34 protein-coding genes and 1 pseudogene are annotated in these 26,532 nt (G+C 58.9%); 4 read left to right on the top strand and 31 right to left on the bottom strand.

The genetic code is table 11. The features are described from left to right. Positions 1-32 precede the first annotated feature (32 nt). The 3 genes from V6E02_RS10690 to V6E02_RS10700 all read right to left on the bottom strand — a co-directional run bounded on the left by V6E02_RS10690 (position 33) and on the right by V6E02_RS10700 (position 1,736). Positions 33-278 (bottom strand): type II toxin-antitoxin system Phd/YefM family antitoxin, encoded by a 246-nt coding sequence (locus tag V6E02_RS10690; RefSeq protein WP_347308789.1) that lies wholly within the window; start codon positions 276-278, stop codon positions 33-35. Positions 279-344: 66 nt separating this feature from the next. Then, positions 345-1,439 (bottom strand): KilA-N domain-containing protein, encoded by a 1,095-nt coding sequence (locus V6E02_RS10695; RefSeq protein ID WP_347308790.1) that lies wholly within the window; start codon positions 1,437-1,439, stop codon positions 345-347. Between the two features lie 84 nt (positions 1,440-1,523). Next, positions 1,524-1,736, bottom strand: a complete 213-nt coding sequence (locus V6E02_RS10700; RefSeq protein WP_347308791.1) for a hypothetical protein — start codon at positions 1,734-1,736, stop codon at positions 1,524-1,526. A 339-nt stretch (positions 1,737-2,075) separates the two neighbouring features. Here V6E02_RS10700 and V6E02_RS10705 point away from each other — a divergent pair, with 339 nt between their 5' ends. Genes V6E02_RS10705 through V6E02_RS10715 form a run of 3 tightly spaced genes read left to right on the top strand, consistent with a single transcriptional unit; the run spans position 2,076 to position 3,240 of the window. Further along, positions 2,076-2,306, top strand: a complete 231-nt coding sequence (locus V6E02_RS10705) for a FitA-like ribbon-helix-helix domain-containing protein (RefSeq protein WP_347308792.1) — start codon at positions 2,076-2,078, stop codon at positions 2,304-2,306. After that, the gene (locus tag V6E02_RS10710; protein WP_347308793.1) at positions 2,303-2,713 is read left to right on the top strand and encodes a type II toxin-antitoxin system VapC family toxin; all 411 of its coding nucleotides are present in this window, start codon (positions 2,303-2,305) and stop codon (positions 2,711-2,713) included. The genes V6E02_RS10705 and V6E02_RS10710 overlap by 4 nt, the downstream gene beginning before the upstream one ends. Before the next feature lie 20 nt (positions 2,714-2,733). Then, positions 2,734-3,240, top strand: a complete 507-nt coding sequence (locus V6E02_RS10715; RefSeq protein WP_347308794.1) for a hypothetical protein — start codon at positions 2,734-2,736, stop codon at positions 3,238-3,240. A gap of 71 nt (positions 3,241-3,311) precedes the next feature. On the opposite strand, the gene V6E02_RS10720 is transcribed toward V6E02_RS10715, so the two are convergent. The 24 genes and pseudogenes from V6E02_RS10720 to traD form a co-directional block, all read right to left on the bottom strand. Further along, positions 3,312-6,494, bottom strand: a complete 3,183-nt coding sequence (locus V6E02_RS10720; RefSeq protein ID WP_347308795.1) for a conjugal transfer protein TraG N-terminal domain-containing protein — start codon at positions 6,492-6,494, stop codon at positions 3,312-3,314. Beyond that, positions 6,491-7,915 carry a conjugal transfer protein TraH gene (locus V6E02_RS10725; protein WP_347308796.1) on the bottom strand — a complete coding sequence of 475 codons (1,425 nt, stop codon included), beginning with the start codon at positions 7,913-7,915 and terminating at the stop codon, positions 6,491-6,493. Before V6E02_RS10725 ends, V6E02_RS10720 begins: the two co-directional genes overlap by 4 nt. A gap of 86 nt (positions 7,916-8,001) precedes the next feature. Continuing rightward, on the bottom strand, positions 8,002-8,820 hold the full coding sequence (locus V6E02_RS10730) for a conjugal transfer protein TraF (protein ID WP_347308797.1): 819 nt from the start codon (positions 8,818-8,820) through the stop codon (positions 8,002-8,004). Beyond that, entirely contained in the window at positions 8,790-9,227 is a 438-nt protein-coding gene (locus tag V6E02_RS10735; protein WP_347308798.1) for a hypothetical protein, read from the bottom strand. Before V6E02_RS10735 ends, V6E02_RS10730 begins: the two co-directional genes overlap by 31 nt. Before the next feature lie 18 nt (positions 9,228-9,245). Then, positions 9,246-9,626: a hypothetical protein gene (locus V6E02_RS10740; protein WP_347308799.1), complete on the bottom strand. Its 381-nt coding sequence runs from the start codon at positions 9,624-9,626 to the stop codon at positions 9,246-9,248. Beyond that, positions 9,623-12,190: a type IV secretion system protein TraC gene (gene traC / locus V6E02_RS10745; RefSeq protein ID WP_347308800.1), complete on the bottom strand. Its 2,568-nt coding sequence runs from the start codon at positions 12,188-12,190 to the stop codon at positions 9,623-9,625. Before traC ends, V6E02_RS10740 begins: the two co-directional genes overlap by 4 nt. Positions 12,191-12,192: 2 nt before the next feature. After that, the gene (traV, locus tag V6E02_RS10750) at positions 12,193-12,762 is read right to left on the bottom strand and encodes a type IV conjugative transfer system lipoprotein TraV (RefSeq protein ID WP_347308801.1); all 570 of its coding nucleotides are present in this window, start codon (positions 12,760-12,762) and stop codon (positions 12,193-12,195) included. 11 nt (positions 12,763-12,773) lie between these two features. Then, positions 12,774-13,520 carry a DsbC family protein gene (locus V6E02_RS10755; RefSeq protein ID WP_347308802.1) on the bottom strand — a complete coding sequence of 249 codons (747 nt, stop codon included), beginning with the start codon at positions 13,518-13,520 and terminating at the stop codon, positions 12,774-12,776. Further along, positions 13,507-13,710 (bottom strand): hypothetical protein, encoded by a 204-nt coding sequence (locus V6E02_RS10760; RefSeq protein ID WP_347308803.1) that lies wholly within the window; start codon positions 13,708-13,710, stop codon positions 13,507-13,509. Before V6E02_RS10760 ends, V6E02_RS10755 begins: the two co-directional genes overlap by 14 nt. Next, a complete protein-coding gene (locus V6E02_RS10765) occupies positions 13,694-14,959 on the bottom strand; it encodes a TraB/VirB10 family protein (protein WP_347308804.1) in 1,266 nt (421 codons plus the stop codon). Before V6E02_RS10765 ends, V6E02_RS10760 begins: the two co-directional genes overlap by 17 nt. Continuing rightward, positions 14,956-15,618, bottom strand: coding sequence for a TraK domain-containing protein (locus tag V6E02_RS10770; RefSeq protein WP_347308805.1), 663 nt, complete (start codon positions 15,616-15,618; stop codon positions 14,956-14,958). The genes V6E02_RS10765 and V6E02_RS10770 overlap by 4 nt, the downstream gene beginning before the upstream one ends. Next, a complete protein-coding gene (gene traE / locus V6E02_RS10775; protein WP_347308806.1) occupies positions 15,590-16,183 on the bottom strand; it encodes a type IV conjugative transfer system protein TraE in 594 nt (197 codons plus the stop codon). Before traE ends, V6E02_RS10770 begins: the two co-directional genes overlap by 29 nt. 1 nt (position 16,184) lies before the next feature. Next, positions 16,185-16,472: a hypothetical protein gene (locus V6E02_RS10780; protein WP_347308807.1), complete on the bottom strand. Its 288-nt coding sequence runs from the start codon at positions 16,470-16,472 to the stop codon at positions 16,185-16,187. Positions 16,473-16,480: 8 nt separating this feature from the next. Further along, positions 16,481-16,777: a type IV conjugative transfer system protein TraL gene (gene traL / locus V6E02_RS10785; RefSeq protein ID WP_310676500.1), complete on the bottom strand. Its 297-nt coding sequence runs from the start codon at positions 16,775-16,777 to the stop codon at positions 16,481-16,483. Between the two features lie 10 nt (positions 16,778-16,787). Continuing rightward, positions 16,788-17,075, bottom strand: a complete 288-nt coding sequence (gene traA, locus V6E02_RS10790; protein ID WP_347308808.1) for a TraA family conjugative transfer protein — start codon at positions 17,073-17,075, stop codon at positions 16,788-16,790. Beyond that, a complete protein-coding gene (locus V6E02_RS10795; RefSeq protein ID WP_347308809.1) occupies positions 17,065-17,229 on the bottom strand; it encodes a hypothetical protein in 165 nt (54 codons plus the stop codon). Before V6E02_RS10795 ends, traA begins: the two co-directional genes overlap by 11 nt. Positions 17,230-17,258: 29 nt before the next feature. Beyond that, a complete protein-coding gene (locus tag V6E02_RS10800; protein WP_347308810.1) occupies positions 17,259-17,846 on the bottom strand; it encodes an OmpA family protein in 588 nt (195 codons plus the stop codon). Positions 17,847-17,875: 29 nt separating this feature from the next. After that, positions 17,876-18,205: pseudogene (locus tag V6E02_RS10805) on the bottom strand (lytic transglycosylase domain-containing protein); the annotation flags it as partial. A gap of 143 nt (positions 18,206-18,348) precedes the next feature. Next, the gene (locus tag V6E02_RS10810; protein WP_347308812.1) at positions 18,349-18,735 is read right to left on the bottom strand and encodes a hypothetical protein; all 387 of its coding nucleotides are present in this window, start codon (positions 18,733-18,735) and stop codon (positions 18,349-18,351) included. A 3-nt stretch (positions 18,736-18,738) separates the two neighbouring features. Continuing rightward, on the bottom strand, positions 18,739-19,245 hold the full coding sequence (locus V6E02_RS10815; protein ID WP_347308813.1) for a metal-dependent hydrolase: 507 nt from the start codon (positions 19,243-19,245) through the stop codon (positions 18,739-18,741). Next, the gene (locus V6E02_RS10820; RefSeq protein ID WP_347308814.1) at positions 19,242-19,805 is read right to left on the bottom strand and encodes an EAL domain-containing protein; all 564 of its coding nucleotides are present in this window, start codon (positions 19,803-19,805) and stop codon (positions 19,242-19,244) included. The genes V6E02_RS10815 and V6E02_RS10820 overlap by 4 nt, the downstream gene beginning before the upstream one ends. Before the next feature lie 97 nt (positions 19,806-19,902). Beyond that, a complete protein-coding gene (locus V6E02_RS10825; RefSeq protein ID WP_347308815.1) occupies positions 19,903-20,499 on the bottom strand; it encodes an IncC plasmid conjugative DNA transfer DtrJ family protein in 597 nt (198 codons plus the stop codon). A gap of 2 nt (positions 20,500-20,501) precedes the next feature. Next, entirely contained in the window at positions 20,502-21,023 is a 522-nt protein-coding gene (locus V6E02_RS10830) for a phospholipase D family nuclease (RefSeq protein ID WP_347308816.1), read from the bottom strand. Between the two features lie 9 nt (positions 21,024-21,032). Then, positions 21,033-22,823, bottom strand: coding sequence for a conjugative transfer system coupling protein TraD (traD, locus tag V6E02_RS10835; RefSeq protein WP_347308817.1), 1,791 nt, complete (start codon positions 22,821-22,823; stop codon positions 21,033-21,035). Positions 22,824-22,850: 27 nt separating this feature from the next. On the opposite strand from traD, the gene V6E02_RS10840 reads away from it, so the two are divergent. After that, the gene (locus V6E02_RS10840) at positions 22,851-23,186 is read left to right on the top strand and encodes a hypothetical protein (protein ID WP_347308818.1); all 336 of its coding nucleotides are present in this window, start codon (positions 22,851-22,853) and stop codon (positions 23,184-23,186) included. Here the strand turns inward: V6E02_RS10840 and V6E02_RS10845 are convergent, their stop codons facing one another. The 4 genes from V6E02_RS10845 to mobI form a co-directional block, all read right to left on the bottom strand. Further along, the gene (locus V6E02_RS10845; protein WP_347308819.1) at positions 23,187-23,564 is read right to left on the bottom strand and encodes a hypothetical protein; all 378 of its coding nucleotides are present in this window, start codon (positions 23,562-23,564) and stop codon (positions 23,187-23,189) included. 64 nt (positions 23,565-23,628) lie between these two features. After that, a complete protein-coding gene (locus V6E02_RS10850; RefSeq protein WP_347308820.1) occupies positions 23,629-23,856 on the bottom strand; it encodes a hypothetical protein in 228 nt (75 codons plus the stop codon). A 332-nt stretch (positions 23,857-24,188) separates the two neighbouring features. After that, a complete protein-coding gene (gene trfA / locus V6E02_RS10855; protein WP_347308821.1) occupies positions 24,189-25,052 on the bottom strand; it encodes a plasmid replication initiator TrfA in 864 nt (287 codons plus the stop codon). Between the two features lie 568 nt (positions 25,053-25,620). Further along, on the bottom strand, positions 25,621-26,076 hold the full coding sequence (gene mobI / locus V6E02_RS10860) for a conjugative transfer protein MobI(A/C) (RefSeq protein WP_347308822.1): 456 nt from the start codon (positions 26,074-26,076) through the stop codon (positions 25,621-25,623). Positions 26,077-26,532: the final 456 nt, after the last annotated feature.

Raw genomic sequence — 26,532 nt, forward strand, 5'->3', positions numbered from 1 at the left:
GTGTTGAGGGAGAGCGTGTCCATCATCCACGACTAATTCTTCGCATTCTGGAACATCCTGGCGATCTCGTCGTTGCCTGAATCGATGTCCTCTGGCACATTGAATTTACCTTTGGCAACGCCGATGCGCTGTCCCACAGGTTCGGCCCCAGCCTTGACGAGTTTTGCCGCCGGGCGGCCGTTGCGGGCGATGAGAATTTCCATCTCTTCACCCTGCTCAACGAGCTCGACGAGCTTCGAGAGCGTCGATTTGGCTTCCAGCATGTTGACGATGCGCATGGCAGTCTCCACAGCGATCTCCCGCATATGTCCTGATCACAATCAGGGAGGGGAGAAGTTCAAAGCTCAATGCAACCTACGCTCCCACTCCGGCACTTCAGGCTTCCAGACAAGAATCCATGCCGCGAGCTGCCGGGGGTCGCGTTTGCTTGCCAGCATGTTTCTGGCAATGCTGGTAAGGTGTTCTTCCAGCCGTTCCATCGCCCTGGATGCGGTTTCCCAGAACAGCTCCTCGTCGCCAGGACGATGCGCGCCGCTGATCAATCGCATTCCAGCAAGGCGATATTCCTCGGCCAGCCGCCATGCGCGCGTCTTGATGGCGCTTGCCACCACATCCGGGAGGACGCCGCCCACCTGCGGCTTGCGCCCCATTACAAAATCGTCGAACGCGCGGATTACCGTTAGGTGAAACTTCGGGCTGACCCACATCGCGTAGGCGTAGACCAGTTCCTTGCAGACGTAGGTGCCCGGCGAGGACCCCCCTTTGATAACGCTAACAGGTTGATTTTGTTCCAAAGCAGGATTTCCTGCTTTGGCAATTTCTTCAACCAGCTCTTGCGTCTGCTGATTTTCAAGCCACAGTGATGGTCGATGACGATTCTCCCCTCCCGCCGCCTTGTGAAGGTCGTTCAGGCAGAAACGGCCAGCGTCGTCCTGGCGGATCGGGGTGCTGGCGATGACGAGGGCTGGCAAGGCGCCGACGGAATTCTCTTGCATTTCGGAATCCTCCTTTCTCAGAAAAGCGGGGATGGCGGTCTCCCTGACAGGCGGCCGCGGCGGCTCAGCGATGTCCCGGATGCCGGACAACACCGCCAGCGCCTTCTCGACCGGCAGCGCCTCGAATACGCCGTTTCCGAGGTTGCGCCAACCTTCGAGTTGAAGGCGCTTTCTGAGCGTATCGGCCACCCTGTGCAGGTGCCGATTCGGCTCGGACACCAGCGCTGCCTCGATCCAGGTATGGGCAGCCCTCGCATATCGGGCTGCGTCGGCCAGGTGCAGGCGAGGGCGGCGCGTGGCCGAGACCTTGAGACAGCCGTTGGCGAAGATGGTAAGCACCAGGCCAGGGGCATCGTGCCCGAGGCCGTCCTTGATCGCCGGATGTGCCGCGATCCGCTCCGGCGTATCCCAGGCGATCCAGGCGATGGGCAAGGGCTTAAGCATGTCGCGCTCCCGTCTCAATTCAGAAGGACACGGTAGCAGACGCACCGCCGGATTCTTGCCCGAAAAGCGCACCAGAACGCGCCGTTAAACGGCCGTGCATCCACGGCGCAGCTCCCGCACGCGGTCCATCAGCGCCTCACGGGCCGCCTGGTATTCCTCCACGAGGAAATCAAGCAGTTCCCGCACGCCGTCCGGGTCGTGGGCTTCTTCGTTGGGACTGAGGAGACTGATCGCGGCCTGGAAGCACTTGAAGATGCGTTCCTCGCGATCGAGCAGATCGAGTTCGTCTTGCGGCATTTTTATGCTCCTTCCGAGTCGAAGTACTCACGAACGACCGTGGGCGGCCGGGTGCTAACAACCGTCAACAGGGCGGCGGGCGTATTCCCCCGAAAGGTCTTGTATTAGCCGCACACCCGGCCATCGACTCGACTCGCAACCCGCCCGAGGAGGCGGCGGGCGGATTACGGGCGTAAAAATACCGCGAACTGTCGGGCGCGGAAGACCGCTGTTGAGGTGTTGTTAGCACCTGTTCTGCTTTCTAGCATCACCTTCGTCTGGTGTCAAGCGATTTTTGTGCTAAGATGATAGCAAACAAACGGTAGCATGTCGCTACCTTTCTGGGGCACAGGAGCCATTATGAAAGCACTCCATATCCGCAACCTGCCCGATGATGTCCATGAGGCATTGAAGCGGCTTGCCGCCGCCAGTCATCGCAGCGTGCAGGAATACGTTCGCACCCTGATCGAACGTGAAGTGCGCCTGACCAAGCCGTCGCCCGTGGAGGCTGCCCGGCACTGGCGCGACAAACTCGCCGGGCGAACACTCGGCGATACCGTTGAGGATGTCCGCGCTGATCGGGCACGATGATCTGGGTCGTCGATACATCGGCTGTCGTGCGGCTCTTTGTCCCGGACGGGCCACTTCATCCCGAGATCGAGGCGGCTATGAACCGGGCAATGCACGGCTCGGATGTCGTGCTGGCCCCTGAGCTGATGCTGGCCGAATCGGCCAGCGTGCTGTTGCGTAAAAGACGGCGCGGCGAGCTGTCTTCCTGGGAGGCCAGAGAGATCATTGAGGCGATTGTCTCCCTGCCGGTGCGCATCGAGCCGCATGCTCCCTTGCTTGTCGCTGCCCTCTCTTTGGCGGACACACACGATCTCACGGTGTACGATGCACTGTATCTCGCCTTGGCGGAGCGGCACGGGGCTCGCCTGATGACCTGCGACGATCGATTGGATCGTGTTGCGAAAACGATGGGGCTCGGCAGCCCATAGCGTGAAGAAAGGATAAAAACATGAGCACCGTATTCGGGATTTTATTTTTGGTCGCCATCTTCGGTGTGCCGCTTTACACCGTCGGCCGCATCACGTGTTTTCTGACCAGTGAACTGAAGAGCAAGATGGCGCGTCGTCTGTGGCTTGCGTTAACCGTGTGCACGACGGCTGCCTTGATGGTTTTCGGGATGTCCGGAGAGATGCAAAAACTCTCACGTTCTTTGTACGACGTTCTCGGGTCGCTTTTCCTTGCGTCTTTCGTTTACTTCGTCATCGACATCTTCTGGAGGCTCTTGCACTGGCTGACGGGAGAACGTTACACCCCGCTGGTGAATGAGCTTGGCGCCGCTGCCGGTGGCCCGGTCAATTACTTAGATGAAGCAAAACAAAGGGACGACGATTCTCTCTTTGAGAACGGGTTTCAGGCTGGGCCGTTTGGGCCTGGTATATACGTTGGTGGCGTCCGCATCGACAGCGACAGCAACCTTCATATCGACCACAGTAGCTCCTTTGACCACCGATGGTGAATCTCGGCGCGACTCAACGCGGTGAAGCGCTACACAATCAAGCGTCGCACGTGGGTTGCGCAGACTGTTCCTTAACGATTGTTGGGTGGTGGCGTTTTTTCGCCCCCCGTAGCCCCTTCAACCACCTGGTGGCCATGACTCACCGTTCGGTCCAGCGCGTTGTTTATGCTGCTGAACACACTTTTCGCCCACTGTGTAGTGTTGGTTTTGACGTCATACCACATCGTGGAGACGTTGCCCTCTGCATTCGCGATCGACCGCCCCGCCATTTGCGTGACCACGTTCAAATTCTCTTCGGTCGGCAGAATCTTCGCCTTTTCGTGGTTCATACCAATCACGGCCAGTATTCGGGCTAGCTCCGGGTCTTTGTGTGCTGCCTCGCGGAGTTTCGTCGCGTATTCCTGTGGGCTCGCCGAGCCTATTCCTCCGAGCCATGTGTTCGCGATATTTTGGATAACGCCTTTCTGTCTGTTGTGGTAAAGCTCATTAGCAACTGTCAGGATGCCCTGTTCCAGGTGCATCTGGGCCGCTCTCTGTTGAACCTCCTTATCCGCATGTCTCATGGCCTCCGCGTAGGCTTGAGCAGCGGGCGCAATGCTTGGCATCGAGCGCGCATCGAAGGGTTGTTCTCTTTCTACTTCTCGCTTGTTATCGAGATTCTTTTGCTTAACCGCTTCATTTCCTTTTTGTTCCAGATTTTTGACTTTTGCGTCCCCATCCTTCTTAAGCTCTTCCTGGCTCAAAGGAGCCTGCACACCGGTTTGCATCAGTTTGTTCCCCTTGAGACGTTCGAGCATGGCGATTTCGGCGTCTTCCCGGAATGAGGCGTTGTTGTTCCACTCACGGGCAAACATTTCCAACCGCTCCGGGGTCACCGTATCGTCCCACCCCTCCCGGCTAGCCATCATCATCCATGCTGTCCTGAAAAGCTCACGACTTGTATCGATCGATATTTCGGCTGCGTTGCGGCTGGTCACGTCCCGTCGATTGCCGGCGCTTGCCTGCTCCATGATCGATGCCAATTCCTTGCTATCAAGCGTCTTCGCATTGTCCAACGCCGCCGCCAACCGCTCTGCCGCCTGGCGCATCCCTTGGTCCGAGGTTGTGCCTGCGATCTTTTTCAGGGCTCGACTCACGATGTCATAGCTCTTCCTGACATCATCCTGGCTCATGGCCTTCATAGTCTCAGTCGCTGCCTCCATGTATTGCTGGGCGGTTTTGATTTCACCGGTAACAGAAGCCGACATTGCTCCACTGAGCAGTCCGGCCAATTTTTTCCTGTTGCCTACGTTCCCGCCTTCTTCGTTATTGGTCGTCGTTCCACGTTGAGGGCCCGCCCCTACACCTGCTCTTGAGTTGAACGAGCTCCCCTCATTGTTATTTAACGTCTTATGTCCTGACGCTTCGCTGTGTGTATTGGATGCATGCCCGGCCGCGGTTGTCGTACCACCGCCTGTTTCATGGCCGATTTCTCTGTTGAGCGCCTGCGTGAATTTCCGGCTCCAATCGGCTGTTTTCTCTCTGTTCAGCCTCGCCGTCTGGGTATCTCCAAGTGAGGCCGCTCGTCCCTCGCCTTTCTGAACCGATTCGTCCGAATAGATGCCGTCCGACCTACTCTGCCCCAGAGACAGGCCGGCCTTGCCGCCAAACATCGCAGTTCCCAGCCCCTGAAAAAATGTGATTTCATCGAAGGTAATGCGACCATCCCGGTTTAAATCCAGCGCCGCAGCCTGACCCCACGATCCAGAGAAACGGTAAACCAAGCCTTCTTGTTCTACCCTGCCCTGTTCCCCGGCAACCATGATGTTTGGCACACCGCTCCGAATGGTCGGCGCCGCATTCCATTGCCCCACGCTCTCGTTGCCCTTGGCGTTGGCCGCCGCCTGCTGCTCGGCTGTCCTGGGTGCGGACACCAGACCGGCCACGGCCTGCAAGCCGACCTCTCCGCCCTTGACCAGGGCTGCGGCAATGGGCGGGATAGCCACGACCAACATCCCGGCCACGGCCTGATCCGACACCCCCATCTGAAGGAGGCCGGATTGCCCGGCTAGCGTGTCACCAAGGCCAGCAAGCTGGTTGGCGTACTCGGGTAGCCTGATCGTTTGGATGTAGTGGATGACAGCATAGAGCGGAGCCCAAAGCTGAATCCACACCAGGCTCATCACATAAGTCTTGAGCACGCTAAGGCCCATGTGGCCCGCCACGATCGCGAACGCCAGGATGATCGGAAACACCGCATACTGGATGATCTCGATTGCGCTCTTGACCTTGGGCATCGAGCTCTCGGCAATCTTGGCGAGCACCTGATATGTGTAGTTGGTCTGGTGCGCCCCCATTGCGCTCGAATAGCACAAGGACGCTTTGTTTGCGTCGCCAAGCTGGACGAAGGTTTCGCAATAAGCCCTGATGCCGGCATTGATGCTCATCTGCTGCTTGACGATGCTCTCTGCCGTGCTGCTGTTGTTTAGCCCGAAGGCATAGGCTTGCGAGAGTGCATTCTTGTATTTTGTCGTGTTTGCTGGCTGCCCGGGGTAGTACATATCGGCCTGAAGCTGGATTGCGGCCGGCACTACCGCGCCGTCGAGCCGGTTGGTCAGATCCGTGTACGCGGATGGGCAGTTCACCGTGCCAACGGTCGATAGTGTGACGTACAGGGCTGGGTTGGTATTGTTCAGTTCACCCCAGAAGTTGTGTGAATTCCTCAGGGTATCGACCGGCAGGTAGCCGGAAGCGATGTCCGGCATCACGCATTCGCGCCAGAACTCCTGGAAATCGCGCATCCATCGGCCGTTTACGATCTCCGGCGCGAGCTTGACGCTTTCGGTCAACATGCGGTGCCCGAACATCATTCCGTTTTGCTGGAACTGGAGATCGTTCGGCAACGCGAACACGGTCTCGTAGGCCCGCGTGAGCCAGTCCCCGATCTTGCTGGTCCCGTGCGCCAGCGCCGCAAGACCAATAGGGACGTTCCCGATTACGCGGGGCGGCTGAGATGAGGTGCGGTCGATCAAGATTACCGTCGCCTTTGGCACAAGCAGCATGCCGTTGATGACGGCGAGCATGATGACCCAACGCCAGAAGTCTTCATGCCGCGCCCGGCCAGACAAGGCCGCCATCACCAGCGAGATGATGGCGACCAGCGCGAGCAGTCGCAGCAGGCCGGTAAAGTCTGATGAGGCAGTCAACGCCGCGATGGCGTTGAAAACCCCTTCCAGTTCAGGCAGGTTCCAGTAAGAATAGACTTCGTAGTTCACTTTTGATCTGCTAACACAAACTTGTCGGCCAACCCTCGCGCATTAAGCGCCCCGTAAAGGGTTTCGACAAACCATTGGATGTTTTTCTGCTGGGCCGCGATGGCTTGCCCTTTTTGCAGCGCTACGCTGTATTCCTTCGCAGCCATGCTCTGGGCCTGCTTGATGTTCTCGATGAGCTTCCTGGTGGCGGCCACGGCCTGGTCATCCTGGGATGCGCTGTTGGACATCATGGCCTTGGTAGCCTCACGCAGGATTTCTGTGAGATAGGCATAGGCAAGCTGCGTGGATACCAGTTCTGCGTACAAGTCGTCGTGTTGGGCAAATGCTCCTGTGGCGCTGGCCGCCACGATCTTCCACAGAGGTACCGAGGCGTTCGTGTACATTGCCTTGTCCACGTCGTCCCCAAAGTCCATGGGCGATCTTGCCAGCACCTTGTTCCGCCCTTCCTCCAGGAGCTTGCGGACACGGTAATAGAACGAGTACAGATCGGCATCGTAGGTGTCCATGGACAGACATCCGTTGAGCGAAGCGTCGCCATCCGTGCAGCGGTACAGCTTCACCCTAGTCGTCTGCGAATCTGGCTTGCCGACAAGCTGCGCGTAGGTGATGATCGGCGGCTTTTCCTCGATCTCGGGCTTGCCAGAGTCGTTTTTGTCCGACGCCCGCAGGATGACGGTCCCCGTCATGCTCATCATGAGGTTGGTCATTTCCTCGGTGGTATTGAGCTTGCGCAACGCGAACCACGCGACGTTCTTCGATTGCAGGAGGTCTTTCATGCCAGGGTCTGCCGCCTGCATGGCAGTCATGGCATTCTTCCTGGCATTGAGGTCATTCATGAATTGTGTGGCAGCATTAAGCGCGTCCGTGAACATGTTAGTGGTTCGCGCCCCTTCAGCCCGCCCCGTGGTGTCCTCCTTGGCGAGCATGCCCTTGACGCTATCGGCAGCCACGCTGGCGAGCGCCTTTCCTGCCTCGCAGCTATTGATGTTCATCGCATTCGCCGATTGCGCGAATTGCTGCAAGGACTTCATGGTGTCCGCTAGTTCCGGGGAGACAGATTCAACGGCCATCATGAATGCTGCGCCAATAGCCGCGTTGCCGATGTTGCGCAGCAGCGCTGTGAAGGCTTCCGAGTTGATGAAAGAAAACGAGCCTGCATGCAGGTCGATACCGCCACATCCCGCGCGCACGGTCGGCGGCTGGAAGGCGAAGAGCTGATAGTTTCGAATCGGGGTGCGCATGAAGAGAGAGCCGCCCGTGAAGGTGGTGCCGGTCTGGCCGCTGATGGCCTGTGGACCGGTGACGTTGCCGTAAACGCCCAGCTCGTTGAACCAGTCGTTCATCTCCGAGTACACGGTGGCATGGGCGCCCACGGCAAAAGCGGCGGCCACGACCCCGGCAATCAAGCGTTTTCTGAACATACAACCCCCTTGCGAACATCAACCCGTCTATTCAACAACACCTGCCGCGCGCTTCTGACCAAAAAAAGGGCTACTTGTGCATCTTTTCAATACAATTCGCCAGGCTTGGTCTGGGTAAGGACATAGATGCGCTGGATCATGTCGTCGATGGCAACCACTCCCGAGCCGATGGGGATCATCCGCTTGTCTTTGACGTTGCCCAGGACCATCGTCGGCACCTGGGTCACGTTCAGCCTTGCGGCAAGGCCATTGTCCATCCTTGCGTTCGGATACTCTGGCAACGTGCCGCCATCGAGAGACACAGGGAAAACCGTGATGCCATACAGGTCAGACATTAGCTTGAGCGTCGCGGACATCCGGTGGCAGTAGGGGCAGTCCGAGCGGAAGAAGAAGAACAAGCCCCATTCGTTCGCAAGCGCCTGGAGCGTGTTCATCTCCGCCCGCTTGCGCACCTGTTTCTGCACCTCGATCCCGGCTGCCGTCACTGGCCGCTTCAGCTCGTAGTTCAAGTCTGGGGTTTGCCACAATGCCCGGCGCCACACGTCGGAATAGACTGACGCCGTTTGCATGAGCCGATCCTGCTCCTGGATGTAGGCTTTAACGTTCTCTGGTGTCGGCTCAAGGATCGAGAGCGCGCGCTTTGCTTCCAGGTCGCGCTTCCATTGCTCCAGCCGCTTGAGCGCCTCTTCTTCCTTGGAAAGCGGCTTCTTGGCCTTGGCCTGGCTGTCCTTGGCCTGCTCAGGTGGCGGCTCCGCGCAGTACCAGTTGAATTTGGGGCTGTCGCACTGCCAGGCCGAGGGGTAATCAATGCCTCCGGCCTCTGCCGTGGCCGACAGGGCAACGCACGATTGCAGCATCGCTGCAATGCTCAACGTTACTGCGACACAAGCTGTTTGACGCGCCATGTCAGGTCTTGCACATCCTTCGATCCATTGGACAACACTGCGCCAGCACTGATGATCGTGCACCCGCACTCTTTCGCTACCTGATCGCTGGCCCATTTCATCTTCTCGGCCAGTTTGGACAGCCTGGCGGCGATCTCCTGTTTCTTGGCGTCCGTCATGTCGGGCTTGATTTCCCGGTCCATCTTTGCGATCTCTTCCTTGAGAATCGCTGCCATGTCTACCATGGCGAGTCGCCCCGGCTGGGGGTGCGTGTACACCCAGGCAGCCCCGATGATGCACGCGGACAGAACAGACAACATCCAGGTGAGGATGTGTCCCTTCAGCCCTGACCGGCTTGGGTTGGCGCGCGAGGCGCTCGGCGCGGCATCCTCGCTTGACGCCAAATCAATGGTTTTCTCCGATTCCATCAGACTACGCCCTCGTCGTTACCGCTTTTTCTGTTCTTCTGGCTCTGACTTTTTCTGCTGCGCGGCGGGCAGGTAAATGCACACCACGCCGCCCCTGGTTAGCGCCACGTTGTAGCGCAGGTCGCAGTTTCCAGCGGCAAACAGGATCGGTAGCTGCTCGTTGCAAAACTGCTCTGGCAGAAAGGCGATTTTCTGGCCTGGCTTGCAATCAACCGCCCCAAACAGCGCTTCCAGACCAACCTTACAAAAGGTCGATTGCTCTACCGCCTCCTTTGTCGATTTGCTATCTGTTCTCTCGCCTGTATTCGGCGCGCCCGTTGTGGATGCCTGTTCCTTGCATCCTGCCAAGGCAAGCATGCCAATCATCACGACCACAGCAACACTGAGTGTCTTGTTCACGATGTTTTCCTTCTCTGCAGGATCGTCTCAATTGCTTCGACCACCGTCATCCCCTGATCCTTGAGCGTTTTGATTGCCTGGAAGTCCTCCGCCCTGGTTGAGTAGAGGAGCATCGAGAACGGGTCGAGAATCAGCCTCCCGACGCCCGACCCCATCGGTCCGTGCACAAAGATTTCCGAGTAGTAACCGTGCTCGGTCGCCACGCTCGACAGTTGCCGCTTCATCCATTCGTCAACATGGAGCTTGCCTTCCTTGCCCAGCCGATCAATGGATTCGGGTTTCTGCCTGAGCAGGAACAGCCAGTCCGCGTTCTGGATCGCAGCTTTGGTGGCGTCGTTCTTGTAGTAGTCCTCGACGGACTGCGTGATGGTGCCGAATGCGCCACCATACTTACGTGCCCGCCGGTATCCGGCCTCGATGAACCCAGCGCTTGATCCACTTCCCATCAGGTCCCACGCCTCGTCGATGATGACGAGCTTCCGTTTGGAGCGGTCGAGATACATTTCCTGGGTGATACGGTACATCATGAGCTGCATCACCACGGCCTGGAGGTCTTTCTTGGACTTCAGCTCTTCCAACTCCAGGACAACGAAGGGTTTGTGGAAGGCGATATTTGCATCTCCCTCAAAGTAGCTCGAATACACACCATACTTTGTGTATGGCTCAAGCGCGGTCGCCAGGCGCGACAAATCGCGTTCGTGCTCGCCGTCCTCGGACAAGCGACCCGTCTTGAGTAGTTCATACACGTCGGTGATGGTCGCCTGCTTGCCTTTGGCGTCCCAGACACGCTTGATCGCCGCGGCCAGCGCTGCGTAGCCGTAGTTGTCCAACGGCTCCCTTGGGCTTGCCATCTGAGCGACCAGCGGCAGCAGCATTTCCATGTCGTTGTTGATGTCAACCACCATCGAGAACGGGTTGAGGCAGATCGTGTTGCTGCGTTCGTCCGAAAACTCGATGAATTCGCCGTCGAGAAGCTCGCACAGGTTGCGGTATGACCGGCCCACATCGATGATCCAGACTTTGGCGCCCGTTCCGAGATAGCGGAAGGCCAGTTCATTGACGAATACCGACTTGCCGGAACCCGACAACGCCGCCACCGCGAAGTTGTAGTTGCCGCCCGTGTTGTTGAACAGGTCGAACGTCATGATCTGCCCACGCCGGCCGAACAGGGTGACGACCGGCGTCTCCGTCCCCTTCCATTCAGCGATCAGCGGGGCCGTCATGACGGCGTTGTCCGCCGTCTTGGTTCCGGCGCGGCCAAACATCTGCAAGTCCTTTTGCAGCGCCGGAGTCAGCGTGCACGGCATGGCCGCCACGAGAGCCTGATGCTGAAGATAAACATCCTTCGCCAGGTCGAAACCCCGCGCCCGCCAGACGGCGCGTACTGCATGTTCGCTTCTCGCCACGTCTTCCAGCCGTGAGATCAGGACGATCTGATGGTACATCTGGACGACATTTCGTCCGTTGTCGAATGCCCGTAGCACCATGTCCCAGTCGCGCTTGCGGTCTTGCAGGTCGGGCTGGAAGTGCGCCATGTAGGAACCGGCGGCCTGGGTCGCGCGGGCCGCCTTGACCTGAGCCTTGGTCCGCGCCGACTCATAATCAAGGATGATGGCGCCCATCGTGATCAGGAACGGGCATGGAATCGCCAGAGCCATCTGGTAATAGTCCCCGATCAGGGCGCCCATGTTGCCAAGGCGGTAGTACCTGGGGTACTGCCGCACGGAGAAACATTGCAGGGCGGTTTCTTCTCCGCCTCCCTTGCGGAACTTGATGAAGCTGTCGGCGACGCTCGAAGCGATCTCCAGATTCGATAGATGCGAGCGCAGCAGCCGCGAATCGTCGTATTCGATCGGCTTGTCTGCCGCCCTCCCGAACACCCGCTCGTGGTCGAAGAAATCGGCCACGAAGTTGAGCAGGTCGTTCGGCCCCCAATCCCAACCCGGAAGATGGGCTGAGCGCAGGGTCGCATGGGCGCTCTCGCGGATGCGGATAGCTTCTTCCACATCCGCCGGAACCGAAGGGCTCAAGGGCGTCGTGATGGAAATCACGCAACGGTAATCACGCAGCAGATAAACGTGGTGTGAGAACAGTGACTTCCCCGTGCCTTCGAGGTAGTAATCGATTCTCCGGCGCGCCATTTCGCGGAAGACATTTTTGTTGCGCCTGTCTTCCCACTCACCGCCGGTCTTGTCGCTGTCGACGGGCAGCAGTCTTGCCTGATCCCGCAACACCGGGAGAATGTGCGGGCTTGCGTAAAGAGATACTTGGATGCCTGTGCCAGGGGGGCAGGACATGAACAAGCTCGCCAGCACCCGCTCCATTTCCTCGTTGGAGCCGGTCTGCGGCATGGTCTCGATGCAGAAGCCGATGTTTTGCTCGGGCTTCCCGCCGAATGCGCCCTGGTCAAGAACGAACAGTTTTTCGTCCTGCATCCAGCCCAGATACGGCAGAATCCCGGTAAGCCTCGGGATCGTCGCGATTTGCTCCAGCAACGCGCGAGGAACCGCATCGGCCGGGGCGAACCGCTCGCCGTAAAAGATGGTTTTCAGGGCATCAAGCACGCTCACTCCTGTCCTCCTGCCCCCGCGTGAGGTTGCTGCGGCGCCGTGGGCCCGTAGCCTTGCGCGCCAGGCAGAACCACACCGCTACCCGCCTGTTGCGGCGCCGAGGCCGATGGTTTTTGCGCCGGATTGCCCTGGCTGGGCTGGATGAAGGTCGGCCGGTAGCGATCGATGATCCGCTTCTGGTTGTGTTCGATCACCCAGCGGCCAGGATCGGCTACGACGTAGATGTATGACTGGTCATGTAGGTCACCTTCCGAGTCCTCCCATGGGGCGATCCAGACGCGCAGGACCTTCGGTTGTGTGCGGATCGGGTCACCGGATGACGGCGCCTTCCCAATGATCTCGCCTGACTTCGCAGGCGCCCCAACCGAGGCCTCGACCTTCTCCCCCTTGCGCAAGGCCGGCAAGTTGTTTGCGACGGCATTGGCGTAGACACCAGACAGGGAGGAACACGTCACGCCATCCGGGGCCTTACAAGAGAACTTGGTCTCTCCGTCCAGCCCCGACATCGTGCTGGCGCACCCTCCGAGGAGGGTCGCGATCAGGATCGCGGCAGCATACGTGCGCATGTCGATCCCCCTCACTGGCGCTGAGCCGCGCCACCCATCGGGCGACTGCCACCTGAAAGACGCCGTTCGATCTCGGATGCCGGCACGAACCCCGGCACCATCGTCCCGTCACCCAGGATGATGGTTGGCGTGCCGCTGATGCCGAGGCTGCTTCCCAGCCGAACATTCCGTGCTACCGGGCTGTCGCACTGGGTTTTTTCATCTGGCAGCTTGCCGCTCGTCATGAAGGCGCCCCATGCTTTTGCGCGGTCTTTGGCGCACCAGATGGCTTCCGCCTTGCGCTTGGCGTCGGGATGTAGCCCCTCCAGCGGGTAGAGGAAGGTGTAAATCGTCACGTTATCGAGTTTCGGCATCGTCTCGCGCTCCAAGCGCTGGCAGAACGGGCAATCCGGGTCGGAAAACACATAGAGCGTCCGAGAGCCGTCGCCTTTGACAGTCTTGATGGCATCCGCCAGCGGCAACACAGACACGTCGATTTTGCTGATCTCATCGATGCGCTGGGCGGTGAGGTCTTTTTGCTCCTGCATGTCGTAGAGGTGGCCAAATAGCATGTACCGGCCGGACTCGTCCGTGTATGCCACATTGCGACCCATGACCACTTCGTAAATGCCCTTGATCGGGCTTTCGTACACCGCCGTGATTTTGGTGGCCGGATATTTCTCCTTCAGCCGATTCAGCACATCGTCCGTCTGCCCCGCCAGCACAGCCGACGACGCAAGAGCCATGGCCACGCCCAATACAACGCTACGCATTTGCATTACGTTTCTCCTTCTTCGATTCTTCCAAAAGTGCCTGAACAATCTGCTGCTGCACCTGCTCGGGTGTGAGCCGTCCAATGCCGCCAGGACCAAACAGCGACACCCTTGCTGCGATCGATGCGGCTTCTTGCAGGATGGCGGCCCGCACCGCTTGGTTTCTGGATGCGCGCCGATCAATGCGCGAAGGCATCCAACGCTTTCCCCATGATGCGGCGACCCCGCTTCCAGACGTCCGTGTAATCGCCTTCATCCACGCTCGGGCCGAGGCCAAGCGTCACGCCCTTGGTCAGGACGACATCCACCACCCGCCCTGCATCTACCTCGATGATCGGGAACATCTTCTCGGCCAGGTTGATGTAGTACTGCGAGAGCCGATCCAGCGCCTTTCCGACGCCGGCGCCTACTCCGGCCTGGAACTGTTTGCCCGTGTCCACGGTGCCGATCGTCCCCAATGGGCTGGTCGAGTAGGTGGTCGCGCTTTGCTGGAACGCCTGACCGATGCCTGAGGCGACGCCAGCCAGGAGCGCATTCGCAAGCACCTGCCCTTGTTTGCTCACCAGCCGCCCGCGCATACCGGCCTTGCCGTCCTCGCCAACCACATACCCTTTGGCATTGGTATCAACCACCTCTCCGGTGTTGAGCACGCACGAGAGCGATTCGAGCCTCAGATAAGCCCTTTCGGAGCTGATGTCGCCGTACCCCGAGCCCAACAGAAAGCACTCCTTGACCTTGGCCCGGAAGCGGTTGGGCAGGAAGGCGTTGTCCTGGACCCGCAGCAGCACCGGCCAAGGGTTGTTCTGGGCCTGGCCGCCTGTCGGAGCATCCAGTCCGCCCAGGAGCACAGCGCGCATGAACGAGCCGGATGGGATGTAAGTCTTGCCTTTTTGCTCCTCCTGTGCGCCCTGTACGGCAGCGGCGGCGTCGGATACCTCAAAGACGGCAATCCCAGGCTCCTTCGGCTGTGGCGGCGGCGCCTGCGGCGATGGCGTCCCCGTCCCGCTCGCTGGCGGTTGTGGCGCAGGCTGCTGTTGAGAGACGGGCGATGGCGCAGGTGGCGGCGGAACAGGCGGCAGCGGCGGCAAAACGCTTTCCGTCTTCTGCGCGGGGGGTTGAGGCGCATTCTGCTTCTGCTCGACCGCATCCAGCCTTTGCTTGATCCCTTGGAGAACCGCATCCATTTCCTTCATTTGCTGAGAGGATTGCGCCATCCAGACATCGCGTGGGTCGACCTGAGACCCGGGCGTTGCGATGTTCTTGGTGGTGTGTTCTTCCTTGTTGGATTGCGGCACCATCGAAGGTTGGTTGTTCCAGAGAGCGACACTGCCGAAGACGATGCCAAGGAAGACCGTGCCCAGGGCGCCAAGCACGAGATACTGCTTGGCTTTGGGCGACAGGTTCTTGAAACGGTCGGCCAGGGTTGTCTTGGTGTCTGCACTCATTCTGCCGACTCCGAGATCACGTACACGGCCGTCGTTTCCGCCGGTTTGAGTTCCGGTCGTTCAACCGACACGGCCACCACGCCACGCCGGTAAAGCTCACGCTCGTCGATCACCATGGGTTTGTCAGATGTGTTCGTGAGCATGTATTTCTCACCCTTGAGCGGTCCATCGACGACCTTGACGAGCACGAACATGGCTTCTTTCCAGAGAGGCGCCAGTTCGTTCGTCACCCGAGATTCCATGTCCGTCTCATCAGAGGATTCGAGAGCAAGCAAGACGCGCTTGATCGCTTGGTTGCGCGCCATGTCGCGGCCAGCCTGCTTGTTGCCTGGTTCCGGCTTGCCCTTGATGATGATGGAATCGGATGGGCCGTCGGCAACCGACAGCAACAGCTTCCATGTGCGCCCCGTTTCATCCGACACAAAGACGCTGAATGCCTGCTTGTCGGTCGTCGGCTTGATATATGCAGTGCCCGCGTCTTTGTCTGGTGTGACCGCGAACTCACCTTCGGCCCCGAACACCCGCCGGATGCGATGACCCTCCACACGGATCATGGTCGGCTCGGACCGCGACACCATGGCGCTCAGGGTGTCGTCTGGTTTTCCGGTGAGGACCTGGGCGCTGTGCGCGTCAAGACTGGCTGCCAGCAGGGTTGCCAAAAAGATTTTGATCGCTGGTTTCTTTGAAGTCGCTGACATAGAGCCGTCCATTCATGAACTTGAATCCGACGAGATAAGTGGCGTTCCGCTCGCCCGCCTTCTTGTCCGACGTCCAGGTTACGAGCGTCCCGGACAGCGCCACCTTAAGGGCTTTTTCGTCCGTCGTGACGTTGCGAACGGAGAATTGGGTCGCCGCGTTGTTTTTTTTCAGGAACTCTGCCCGCGCCCCCATCTCTGCCTGCAAGCGCCCGTATTCGGATGGAGCCGCATACTTGAGGAACAGGCTGTTCTGATAATCGGAGACGACGGGCGTGACGTTGAGCGCCAACCCTGCATACCAGTACGCCATTTCTTCCAGGTATTCCTTGGAGACGGCGTTCCCCGACACCCAGAAGCTACGGTTGATTTCAGGGGGCACGAGGACGGTTTTCTCCGCCCCCGCTAGCCTCAACATCGCTGCTCCCTCGATGAGCACCACCACGGTCAGCCCTGCCACGAGGAGGCGCATGAAGCGGATCTCCTGGTTGGCGTTGTCCCGCTCCGAGAGGTATTTCTTGAAGAGCATCTCAGTCTAGTCTTTCGACTGCGTAGGTGATGTAGATCATTCCGGTTGCGCCCGTGCTCTGCGAGACAGCAACAACACGGTATTTCTTCAGCATCTCTTCGACAGACATCCGCCCGTCGCCCAGGCACTCCGTGTAATGGTTCCTAAAGAACTCCGAAGACAGAATCTGCGACCGGCAAAGGCTGCGCTTAGCGGATTCTCCCGTTGGCGCCGCAGACTGAGTCTGAGCATAGGCTGATGCCGTGCATAGCGCGGCAATGAATGCAGCGATCTTGATGGCTTTTCGCATGATTTCTCCTATCCAAGAAAATACCGTTGATCCGAAGGCGGGGTGACCCGTGGCTTCACGAACAGACCGCTCGGCAGCCACCAGTAAAGGGCATGGACGGCGAACTTCGGATGCTTGCCGGCTTTCAGGCGGCCGTATTGCCAGGCCGCCAAACCGCCCGCCGCGATCCCCAGGAGCATGGAGCCAGAAATGACCCCCATGCCGATCAGCATGATGGCGATCACAGCCTGGTCCATTTCCCACCACAGGAATCGCTCCTGCGCATCCAGCGATTTCGGGATGTATCCGGTTTCGTCGCCGCCCATGGTTCGATCCTTAGATGGTCGCGGTCAGGATGCCGCTGATGATCGTCGGCGTGTATTGCAGGAAGATCGCAAAGCCGACGCCCGCCAGGATAGGGATCGGGTTGACTCGGGCGATGGAGAGGATCGCGCCGATACCCACCGCTGCCACGGCAACGGCACGACCGAAATAACCCGTCACCACGTTGTTGATCCAGGTGTACAGGTTCTGGAACTCCGTGCCGGTCGTGCCCGCAAAGGCGCTTCCCGCAATCAGAAAGAGAGCGGCCCCGGCGAGAGCGATTTGTGTTTTACGATTCATGCTTAGCTCCTTTCGAGTGGTCGATGATGGATTTGATGAGCCAGCCAATGCCTAGCCCCATTGCGATGCCGCCGATATGGGCTTCGAATCCCTTATCCAGCAGCGATCCCGGGAGCAACGCTCCCATCACAATGAACGCGCCGGCGATCAGCATGTCCCGGACTGCTTCCTTCGATTTCGGAATCACTTATTGATCTCCTTCGGGGTGATGAAATGAACTTCCGCGCGCCGGTTGGCGGCGCGGCCTGCATCCGTGTCGTTCGGCGCCACATAGCAGCACTTGCCTTTGGCCTTAACTTCCATCGGATTCTTGATGCCCAGCGCTTTGAGCTGCGACAGCACGAACGCGGCGCGTTGGCGCGCGAGTCGATCGTTGTACCGTTCGCTCCCCAAGTCGTCGGTATACGCCTTGATAAGTAGGCTGTCTGATGGCGCTACCTGACGCTCGACGGTTTCCAGCGCGTGCTTCCAGTCACCCACCGGGACCGCTTTTGCGAAGTCAAAATGCACTACGACCGGTTCACGAACCGTGACGGTTTGTTTTGGCGGTTCGATGGGTTTGATCGCGACCTGCGCTTGCGGTGGCGTAATCACGACCGTCTTGGGCGTCGGCTTGGGGCACTCATCTTCGTTGCATACCCGCCAGTCCCGCTTGATCCATCCGACATTCACCCTCTGGGGTGGCTCATCTTCCTGGCGCGGCTGCGACATGCTCACACAACCCGCCAGAAACGCCGGGGCCACCAAACATGCAGCCAGCGCACGCTTCACAGCGCTCCCCCCTTCTTCATCATCGCTGCGACCTTTCTGGCATACGCCATCCTTTTGCTTGGGCTGCTGGCGTTGTAAGCGCCGATGGCATCCCAGCCGTATCCGAGCCGATGGATGTTCTGGGCCAGAATCCATGCCCCGACGTAGGTGTTGGTACAAGCGTCGAACAGATTCCGCTCGGTAATGCCATACCTCTGAAGCACTGGTAACCAGCGGCTATTGATCTGCATGTGGCCGATGTCGTAGCTGCCATCGGCGTTGCGGCTGACCGCATTCGGGTTTCCGCCAGACTCCACACGGGAGATCGCCATGAGCAGCGATGGGGGGACCCGGTAACGGGCCGCTGCGTCGTTAAAGCACGCCGCAAAGCTTTTGCTTGCCAGCAGCAGCGCGATCAGTAAGCCGATGACGGCAGTTGTGAGGATTTGCCATTTGCGATCCATGTCGCCCAGTGTATCGATTTGGGTCGCGACAAATGCAGGAAAAAGCGCACAGATTTAACCTATTTTGCGCTTGCGCGCGCGGCGCGAGACGGCAAGGCGCAGGACACCTTGCCTGTGGCAGGGTCAATAAGCTTGTCCCAGTAGCACTCGTCCGGCAATGTGTTGTAGAACGCCTTCTTGGGCGCCGTCTGCTCTTCGGGCGCGGCCGTGTCGCGCGCCTGGCCTGTGGTTGCCAGCGCAGGCGCCGCCGATTGCGCCGCGTCAGCGGCTTTATCGATCCCGGAAGCCGCTTCCTTGCCTCCCGGCAATCCGCTTTGCCTGAGCGTTGCCGCAAAATCACGGATCGAGGATGTCAACGTCTGTATGGTTTGGTTGTCCAGCAGATTCGATGCTGCCAACCCGATGCCCGCGGCAAGTAGACCGAGTTGCAGGACCAGGCGCAGCATCGCTTAGCGCCCTGCCGTTCGCATGCCGTGAACAATGACCCATCCGTACATGACAAATGCCAGAAGGTACTCACGGAAATCGCCGGTAAAAAGCCGCAACGGCGCAACGAAGCGCCGTTTGCTCGGCCACAACAGGGGAACGCCCGAGTTCGTCATCCAGTCTCCGGCCAGATGGGATAGGTAGCCAACGGCAATGCCGACAACAAACGGCACGGAATAGCCCGGATGCCAAGCGAGATGGTGTAGCGAATACCAAGCCAGCGCAGACATGCCGACCACCGCGAGCAGGCTGTGCGTGATGCCTCGATGCCCAAACACGGCGGAGAGCATCATCGAAATCGGCAGCACCCGACGCCCGAAGGCGCTCCCGGGATGATCAATGTCCGGCAACATGCTACCCAGAACGCCACCGCCCAGCATCAACAATGTCTGCGGTGCAGGCGCGTTGAGCCAGTCCGCGGCCAGTAGCGCGGATGCGCTGCCTGCGGCGATGTGCGTAAAAGCCATCATGAGCTGCTCGACGCGAGCTTAGCCAGAGAAGCGTGCGCGTCCATCCAGTTTCCGGCATGGGCTTGCGCTTGCCGATCGCACCAGAATCCCTGGATTTCTCTCGCGCCAAGCTTTCGCGCCAACTCTGCATGGCGGCCCGTTTCGATGCGCTCGGCGATGACGGGTGTGCCCTTCACCGCGTTACGGATTTCGGCCAGCGCGTCCCTGTTCTCGACTTTGATGATGTCCGGCCGCAATGTCTTGATGAGTTCTCGTTCCAATGCGGTCGGCGTCACATCGTCCATTGCAATGAGTCCTCCCCTGCTGCGTATCTTGGCGGCAGCCTCTGCAATCCAGGAATGGATGTCACTCTTCCCGAATATTTCGTGCCGCTCCACCAGTTCGATCACGATTCCTGATCTGATCCTTTCGCAGATCAACAGCGGCGCCAGAACGAACGTCGAATATTCCATGTTGCAGTGAATGCGAAGACCTGTGCGTTCAACCAAGTCAACCGCATATTCGAGGCTTGCCAGGTCTACGCGAATCATTTCCGCCTCGTCATAGAAGACCAAAGGCATAGAACTCAGAACCTCCAGTGCGGTGACCGCCAATGTCGCGGCGTCAAGGATCGGTTGAGCTCGGTATCTACGCATGCACGCGCTCTCTACCATAGAATCACAATCGCTTCTGCAAATTTCCTACCCATAGCCAGAGCGACAGCGCCATGAAGCACACCACGGCAGGCGCTGCTAGGATCGGCATAGGAATCGGCAGAAAGAGCCAAAGAACCATCGCGATGCTGACCAGACGAAAGAAGTGAACCCCGATCTTGTGGCGAATCGGGCTTTGGGAGATGAAGGCTGTCTTCCGAATTTCGCGCACATAGAAGCCATCGACCGATGCCGCCAGAATCAGCGGTATGCCAAGAAGCGCCCACATCATGAGCGCATAGGTGCGATAGACCACCACATTCGCCCAGAGCAGGCTTGCGCAGATTCGATCCGTCAGCCATTTCTCGATCTGGCTGCCGCCGAGATCATTTACCGCTTTGTGGGCCTGTCTTGCAGTGTCAGCCATGACCCCTGCGGCCTGCGACATGATCCACCGGCTGGTGGCTCCACCGGCCCATGCTGCCATCTGGCGCTTTTCTGTCAGCCATGTCTCTTCCATCGCCCTCGATGGAATCAAAGCCCACGCCGCAACGAATCCAACGAGCAGAATGGTGGCGATGAATCCGCCCCAAGTGCCCTGTTTTCTTGTTTCCTGACGCATGATCAGTAGCGTTCGCTATGTGTCTGATGCTTTATCCAGTTGGCAGCAAAGACGTTTGCCAGCCCAGGATTGCCGCGCAACACGATGACGTTTTCGGCATTCTTCTCTTCTGCCGCCTTCGTAAAATTGAAACTCCCCGTGATCACCGTATCGCCATCGATCACCATCACCTTGTTGTGCGCGATGGCGTGTTGCTGGTCTATCCAGGTGGGGATGCCGTGATGGGAGAGGTAGGTCGCGACGGTATAGCGCTCCGATTTCTGGCTCTTGTCGAGAAGCACGCGCACGTCCACACCGCGCTCTTTGGCTTGCGCCAGCGCCTGAGCTATGGGCGCAGACGTGAAGCTGTATGCTTGCACCAGGATGGATTTCTTCGCGTCAGCGATCGTTTTCACCACCAGGGCTGTAGCGCCGCCGTTTGGCGAGAACGCCACCTCGATTGTTCCTTTTGCGGGAATCGTCGAACTTGCGGCGGCCGCATGAGCAGCACAAAGGAGCGAAAGGGCCAGCAAGAATCGCCGCATGCGCGCCCTTTACACCAAAATCGGAATCCGCCCTTTGATCGTCCTGCCGCCGGACAATCGGGCGAAGAAATGCAGCGGTGGAAGCTCGCTGAGGATGGCGGGAGGTATCAAGTCTGCCTCTTCCTCGGTCGCTTGCTCTTGGTAGGAGGCGCTGTAGGCATCGTGGATGTTGGAATCGACGTTGTGCCCATAGCGGATCATCATGGTGCGCGCCTTGATCTTCGGAATGCCGTCCGCGATGTACTTTTGCGTTTCCGCGTCCTGCACACGCAGGGTGATCTTGTTGTTGGTGTTGGCGAGCACCTGGCGGGCCTTGTTCTCGTCACCCAGACGGGAGGCGAAGTCAGCGAATGTCTGGGTTGCAATGGTCATTCGGAATCCTGCGCCGCGCCCTTTGTTCAGGAGCTGGATGGTCGGGTTGTTGATGACCTCCGCCGCCTCGTCCACGAACACGTTGATCGGTTTGATCGAGTCTATGCCGTAGTTGTACCGATCGCCGGCCACGGCAGTCAGGTCAGCAAGCAGGATGGAGCCGATGGCGCTCCCCACTGTGGCATCGGCCAGAGAGTCGAGGCCCACATACATCACCTTGTCGGCCCGGATGATTCGAGCCATGTCCGTTACCAGCTTGTCGTGACCCGCTTCGAAATCCGGTGACAGGAGATCTGTCAGCGGGTCGCTGGTGAGCATCGACAGGATCGGAATGAGCGACGCCACCATCTTCTGGAAGTGTTCCCGGTTGTGCTCGTAGGTGGAAATCAGGCCGTCCAGATCGACGGATTGGGCGTCATGGATTACAACCTGCTTGTAGAAGCTGATGTAGGCCAGTAGTTGATTGCCCTTGTACTGCTTCACGAAGGAGCTTATCCGGGTCTCCCAATCCTGAACGTGGTGTTTGAAGTGGATTCGCAGCGCTTTGAGCAACAGGTCGTCCGGTCCGCCTTCGATGTAGCGCCGTAACTGCACCAGGTTCGGCCGCTGCCCTGTGGCGATCAGGCCATTCACGATGTCGTTGAGCACCTTCCAGCCGAAGGCTGTGAACGGGTCCGCGCCCGTCTCGGATGGAATCAGCGCAGCGATCCGGCTTGCGAGTTCCGTTTTGCGGTTCCAGTTGCGTAGCGGGTCGATGCAGGCGGACTTTTCGGGATGGGCGGGGTGGAAATAGACGAACCGCTCCGGTTGCCCGAGCGCCTCACAGACCTTGCGGGCATTCGAGGCCAAGCCGTGGTCGCCCTTGGGGTCGATGATGATGACCGGTTCTTGACGGACAATGGCTTGGGCGATCAGGAGGTCGAACAGGCGCGTCTTCCCCACACCTGTCGATCCGACGATCAGGGTGTGCCCTTCAAGCAAGCCGAGATCGGCATAGACATCCTCTTCCCTGGATAGCCCATGAAGCCAGTGGGCTCCATCCTTGATGAATTCTTTGCCGAAGGTTTCGGCCACGCCTTTCCCAATCAGAGCGTGCATCTTTCGCGCCTCGATGTCCGTCCAGACAAACCCCTTGCCCAACCAGAACTGGCCTGGCTTTTGTTTCGAGATCAGGTCTTGTGGCGTGACGAACTCCTTTCGGGTTTTATCCAGGGCTCGCGTCCTCGCCTGGCTTCGACCCCAAGCCTGGATCGATCGCCAGGCAGCCAATGACAGACATGCGAGCGATGCCGCAACACCTGCCTTGGTCGGGACCGGCAATGTGGCCGTCACGGCCAGCGTCATGGCGGATGCTGACAACCAGGTGAGCGCCATGGGCCACTCATGCACCTTGCGCCAGGGTTCCTCGAAATCCACGGATTCGAACATGCGTTACCTTGCCTGCTGGCGATAGAGTTGTCTGAGTTCCTGAAGCTGCGGTTCTGCCCGTTGATGATTGGCGCGCGTCCGCTCGGCGATCATTCGTCGAGCATGTTCTTCGCGGGCTTGGCACCGCTGCTGTTCTTCTGGCGTCTTCCCAGGCCGATTGCAGGCGTAGGCGTCCTGAAGCAGCCTGTCTCGCTCCTGATCCGAGAAGGTGGCGCGCTGTCTAGGCGGGTGGCCCTGATCCTGGAAGAAGAAGCTGCCATCCGCATGGGCTGCTCCCACGCCAACCAAAGCGAGCACGGCAAGCCAGCCGAGCGCCTTGGCAAAGTCGGATACAATCGGCATGGCCTGCTGCCCTTCGTCTAGTTACACCCCTGCCACGGAGAAGACTTCCCGTGCCTTTTCCGTAAGCCGATCGACATCCAGCCGATACGAATCCGATTCGTCGTCCTTGTTCTCTGCCAACACTCTCGCAAGCCCGCGTTTGACCGCCTCGTAGCGTAGATATGGCCTGGATACCAACACTCGGATGATGTCTGGTAGGCCGTAACGCTTGACGTTGTGGCGCCAGGCAGTGACGTATTTCGCCGGATGGCGAGTGGCGGCCAGCCGTATCGTTTCGTTCGCGAGTTCCAGAACCAGGACATAACCCCCTTGGCTCGCAGGTGCGACTGTCAGGTCAACGTATTCCGGCTTGCCGTCATACAGCCAGACCGGATGTAGATTTTTCTTGGCAGTTTCCATGTTTCCAAATTTCACCACTGGGTGTAGATGGTGGCCGACGTGGAAAGGATAGCGCTGCGCCTGTTCAGAACGCGGGCAAAAAGCGCACCAAACCTGCTTGTTTAGCTTCATTGGCGCGAATGTCGGAAAAAACACCCTCACCGCTCAAGGTTTGAGCAAGGTCTTTAGCGCCAGGCAACCGCGCGACCAGCGCAACCGTTACCTTGCCCTGCCCCGCGGTCTCCAGTACACCGGCAGCCAGAGCGCGAAGCAGAAGCTCCGACAGGTCTCCGGCAATCTGCATGACCAGCAAGAGAGTCTCTTCTGCGCATACCTGAATCCGCCTATATAGATTAAAAAAAGATTAAAGAAAGATTAGGGCAATTGTGGATAACTTTTGTTTGCATTCTTTTTCAATGACTTGGACAAGTTTTCCACAGGCGCGACCATACCCGCTGCCCCGATAGTTTCCTACCCGCTGCCCCGATAGTTTCCTACCCGCTGCCCCGATACCGCCTACCCGCTACCCCGATAGTTTCCACCCAAAACCTACCCGCTGCCCCGATACCGCCTACCCGCTACCCCGATAGTTGCATTCATGATTATTCGAAATCTGTGGATAACTCGCGATTTTAGGCCTACCCGCTACCCCGATAGGGGGTTGGGCATGCTTTTTGCTTTCTCGATATGCACAAGGTCGTTCTCGTCGATCCAGCAGCGCCATCCCGTCGCGCGCTCAAGGCTGGCCAAGGCCCGGCGCAGCACCTGGCGGAACTTCCATAACTCTTCCGTCTCGCTGCCGCAAAGCTGCCTGATCGTTTCGACCTTGTGACCGTAGGGTTCCTTGTGGGTGGAATAGAACGCATGTAGCCATTGGGCCAGCGGTTGGCGGCGCAGCTTCTTTCGCTCGCGGCCATCGAGGGCGGTCCAGTTGCCGCCACAGAACAGGAGCGCGAGCCGCTCGTTCACCGAGATGATGTACTCGCCCGTTTCTTCGTCCCGGAAACCATCCTGGATCAGCGTCCCGAAGTAGGAGTACCGACCATTGCTGATGCGCACCAAGCAGCCAGCCAGGTCGTTGATGGTCTCTTTCAGCCAGCCGTACTCAAACTTCCCGGTATTGCGCCCGATCGCCTTCAGGAAGGAGTAGGCCGTGAACCGGATTTTCTTGCCCGTTCCGTGCTGGGTGGCAAGTCGCAGGCATTGCTCCCATACGTCCAGGTGCTCCTGGGTCGGCCTGTAGCCGCGCACCAGATAGACATCGACCCCCTGCACAGATGCGATTTTGGTTTCGTGCTTGTAGAGGCGCGCCGCCACGCCAAACAGCGCCGACCTTAGCACGTCGTTTGGCAAGGGCGCGCCATTCGCTGGCACAGGCAGGCCTGCGGCGATGGCGTCCTGTTCCTGGCGCTGTCGTATCCGGTCCAGCGCTTGCGTAACCCCGGTGTTCGGAATCGGCTCGCCGGGCTCAAGAGAGGGAATAGAGGGTTGAGGAGACGGATGATCCATCCCCCCCTTTTATCAGGGCGACGCCTGAAAATCGGGGTAAAAAGCGCACTTGGCGGTAGCGTTTCGGTGCTCTTAACCTCCTCCCATCCCCTCAGGAAGGGAGGATGTCAACCTAGACTCCCTCTTCCGCGTCAGCGCCCGCCGCGCGCCGGCCCAGGCCTCCTCGGACCTACCAGCCGCAAGGCCGGCTCTCGCGCCTCGCCTAATTGGAGTTGCCGCGCGCACGCATCGCGGTGCTTGATGGCATCAAGTCTTCGCCCAACCAGCCCGTCGTGCGTGAGGGGCAGGCGATCCGCACCCCGCGGGGCGATCTGGCCTGGCAACTGGGCGGCGCGGAAGGGTATGCGCCGGTGGCCGAGGCCGATGCGTCCGGAACGTCGCCTGGATGTGCTCCCATCCGGGCATCTTCTTTTCTGCCGCCCTCACCGCCCGCCAGCGTGCTTCCACTATCCGGTACGCGCGATCATACAGGGCGTCCAGCCATGCGTGCAGCTCCTCTACTGCCAGTTCGATCTGACCGACGGGGAGGTTGACGCGGCTCGAAGTAAAGCACGCTGGACTGCCTGTCCTACTTCTCAGCCTGCCCTTTCTCGATGGCACTGTTCAGGTAGGACAGCGCCTTCATGACGCAGCCCGCCTCGTAGCGGATCGCCGTCAATGCCTTCTCGGTTTCTGCCACCTTGTCCTTTTCCCAGTCCTGGGCATATTCCAGCAGTTTGCTCAGGGTGTAGCCATTCGCTGTTCTAGGCTTGGCGATGTACGTCGTAAACGCCCTCCGCGTCCCCTTCGCTTTCGAGCCATACCAGCGCTTGTCGTACCACTCCGCTGCTATCGATAGCCCGCGCTGGCGGACTCTGGGCTTGAGGGAGCTTTTCTTCGGCCAGTCCATCTGCTTGTTCATCTCGTCCCTGAATTCGTAGTACTCGTTCACCACGGCCATTGCCCGTTTGTGCAGGCTTTCCATGTGCCTTTCCAAAGCCGCTTTGATTTCGCCCAGGTCGTTTACTTGCATCGTGTTAGCCATCTCGGTTTCCTTATGTTTAATAGATAGGCAGCAAAACGCCATGCCTTATATAGAAAACTCGCCTACTCGTGCACTTTGACGCCATGCCTTTCAATACAAGGCATGACGCCCTGATTCCTTTCCAGTGCTGGAAAGGCATTTGGGGAAACGCCACTTTCTGGTCATGCCATGTAGACATCGCGCCGAGATTCCTTTCCAGTACTGGAAAGGCAAAGCAGACTTTTTGGCAACGCCCGTTGCACATGGGCCTAGCGCGCACTGGTGACCCATCATCTTCTCCATGCCTTTCAATACAAGGCATGACGCCCTGATTCCTTTCCAGTGCTGGAAAGGCATTTGGGGAAACACCCCTTTCTGGTCATGCCATGTAGACATCGCACCGAGATTCCTTTCCAGTACTGGAAAGGCAAAGCAGACTTTTTGGCAACGCCCGTTGCACATGGGCCTAGCGCGCAC

It is taken from the genome of Thiobacter sp. AK1 (assembly GCF_039822265.1).
In the GTDB taxonomy this organism is placed as follows: domain Bacteria; phylum Pseudomonadota; class Gammaproteobacteria; order Burkholderiales; family Thiobacteraceae; genus Thiobacter; species Thiobacter aerophilum.

Bases quoted from the DNA above. Each gene is read 5' to 3' on its own strand.
- V6E02_RS10690 (WP_347308789.1), bottom strand. From the start codon at position 278: ATGCGCATCGTCAACATGCTGGAAGCCAAATCGACGCTCTCGAAGCTC.
- V6E02_RS10695 (WP_347308790.1), bottom strand. From the start codon at position 1,439: ATGCTTAAGCCCTTGCCCATCGCCTGGATCGCCTGGGATACGCCGGAG.
- V6E02_RS10700 (WP_347308791.1), bottom strand. From the start codon at position 1,736: ATGCCGCAAGACGAACTCGATCTGCTCGATCGCGAGGAACGCATCTTC.
- V6E02_RS10705 (WP_347308792.1), top strand. From the start codon at position 2,076: ATGAAAGCACTCCATATCCGCAACCTGCCCGATGATGTCCATGAGGCA.
- V6E02_RS10710 (WP_347308793.1), top strand. From the start codon at position 2,303: ATGATCTGGGTCGTCGATACATCGGCTGTCGTGCGGCTCTTTGTCCCG.
- V6E02_RS10715 (WP_347308794.1), top strand. From the start codon at position 2,734: ATGAGCACCGTATTCGGGATTTTATTTTTGGTCGCCATCTTCGGTGTG.
- V6E02_RS10725 (WP_347308796.1), bottom strand. From the start codon at position 7,915: ATGTTCAGAAAACGCTTGATTGCCGGGGTCGTGGCCGCCGCTTTTGCC.
- V6E02_RS10730 (WP_347308797.1), bottom strand. From the start codon at position 8,820: ATGGCGCGTCAAACAGCTTGTGTCGCAGTAACGTTGAGCATTGCAGCG.
- V6E02_RS10735 (WP_347308798.1), bottom strand. From the start codon at position 9,227: ATGGAATCGGAGAAAACCATTGATTTGGCGTCAAGCGAGGATGCCGCG.
- traV (WP_347308801.1), bottom strand. From the start codon at position 12,762: ATGCGCACGTATGCTGCCGCGATCCTGATCGCGACCCTCCTCGGAGGG.
- V6E02_RS10755 (WP_347308802.1), bottom strand. From the start codon at position 13,520: ATGCAAATGCGTAGCGTTGTATTGGGCGTGGCCATGGCTCTTGCGTCG.
- V6E02_RS10760 (WP_347308803.1), bottom strand. From the start codon at position 13,710: ATGCCTTCGCGCATTGATCGGCGCGCATCCAGAAACCAAGCGGTGCGG.
- V6E02_RS10765 (WP_347308804.1), bottom strand. From the start codon at position 14,959: ATGAGTGCAGACACCAAGACAACCCTGGCCGACCGTTTCAAGAACCTG.
- traE (WP_347308806.1), bottom strand. From the start codon at position 16,183: ATGCTCTTCAAGAAATACCTCTCGGAGCGGGACAACGCCAACCAGGAG.
- V6E02_RS10780 (WP_347308807.1), bottom strand. From the start codon at position 16,472: ATGCGAAAAGCCATCAAGATCGCTGCATTCATTGCCGCGCTATGCACG.
- traL (WP_310676500.1), bottom strand. From the start codon at position 16,777: ATGGGCGGCGACGAAACCGGATACATCCCGAAATCGCTGGATGCGCAG.
- traA (WP_347308808.1), bottom strand. From the start codon at position 17,075: ATGAATCGTAAAACACAAATCGCTCTCGCCGGGGCCGCTCTCTTTCTG.
- V6E02_RS10795 (WP_347308809.1), bottom strand. From the start codon at position 17,229: ATGCTGATCGCCGGCGCGTTCATTGTGATGGGAGCGTTGCTCCCGGGA.
- V6E02_RS10810 (WP_347308812.1), bottom strand. From the start codon at position 18,735: ATGCTGCGCCTGGTCCTGCAACTCGGTCTACTTGCCGCGGGCATCGGG.
- V6E02_RS10815 (WP_347308813.1), bottom strand. From the start codon at position 19,245: ATGATGGCTTTTACGCACATCGCCGCAGGCAGCGCATCCGCGCTACTG.
- V6E02_RS10820 (WP_347308814.1), bottom strand. From the start codon at position 19,805: ATGCCTTTGGTCTTCTATGACGAGGCGGAAATGATTCGCGTAGACCTG.
- V6E02_RS10825 (WP_347308815.1), bottom strand. From the start codon at position 20,499: ATGCGTCAGGAAACAAGAAAACAGGGCACTTGGGGCGGATTCATCGCC.
- V6E02_RS10830 (WP_347308816.1), bottom strand. From the start codon at position 21,023: ATGCGGCGATTCTTGCTGGCCCTTTCGCTCCTTTGTGCTGCTCATGCG.
- traD (WP_347308817.1), bottom strand. From the start codon at position 22,823: ATGTTCGAATCCGTGGATTTCGAGGAACCCTGGCGCAAGGTGCATGAG.
- V6E02_RS10845 (WP_347308819.1), bottom strand. From the start codon at position 23,564: ATGGAAACTGCCAAGAAAAATCTACATCCGGTCTGGCTGTATGACGGC.
- trfA (WP_347308821.1), bottom strand. From the start codon at position 25,052: ATGGATCATCCGTCTCCTCAACCCTCTATTCCCTCTCTTGAGCCCGGC.
- mobI (WP_347308822.1), bottom strand. From the start codon at position 26,076: ATGGCTAACACGATGCAAGTAAACGACCTGGGCGAAATCAAAGCGGCT.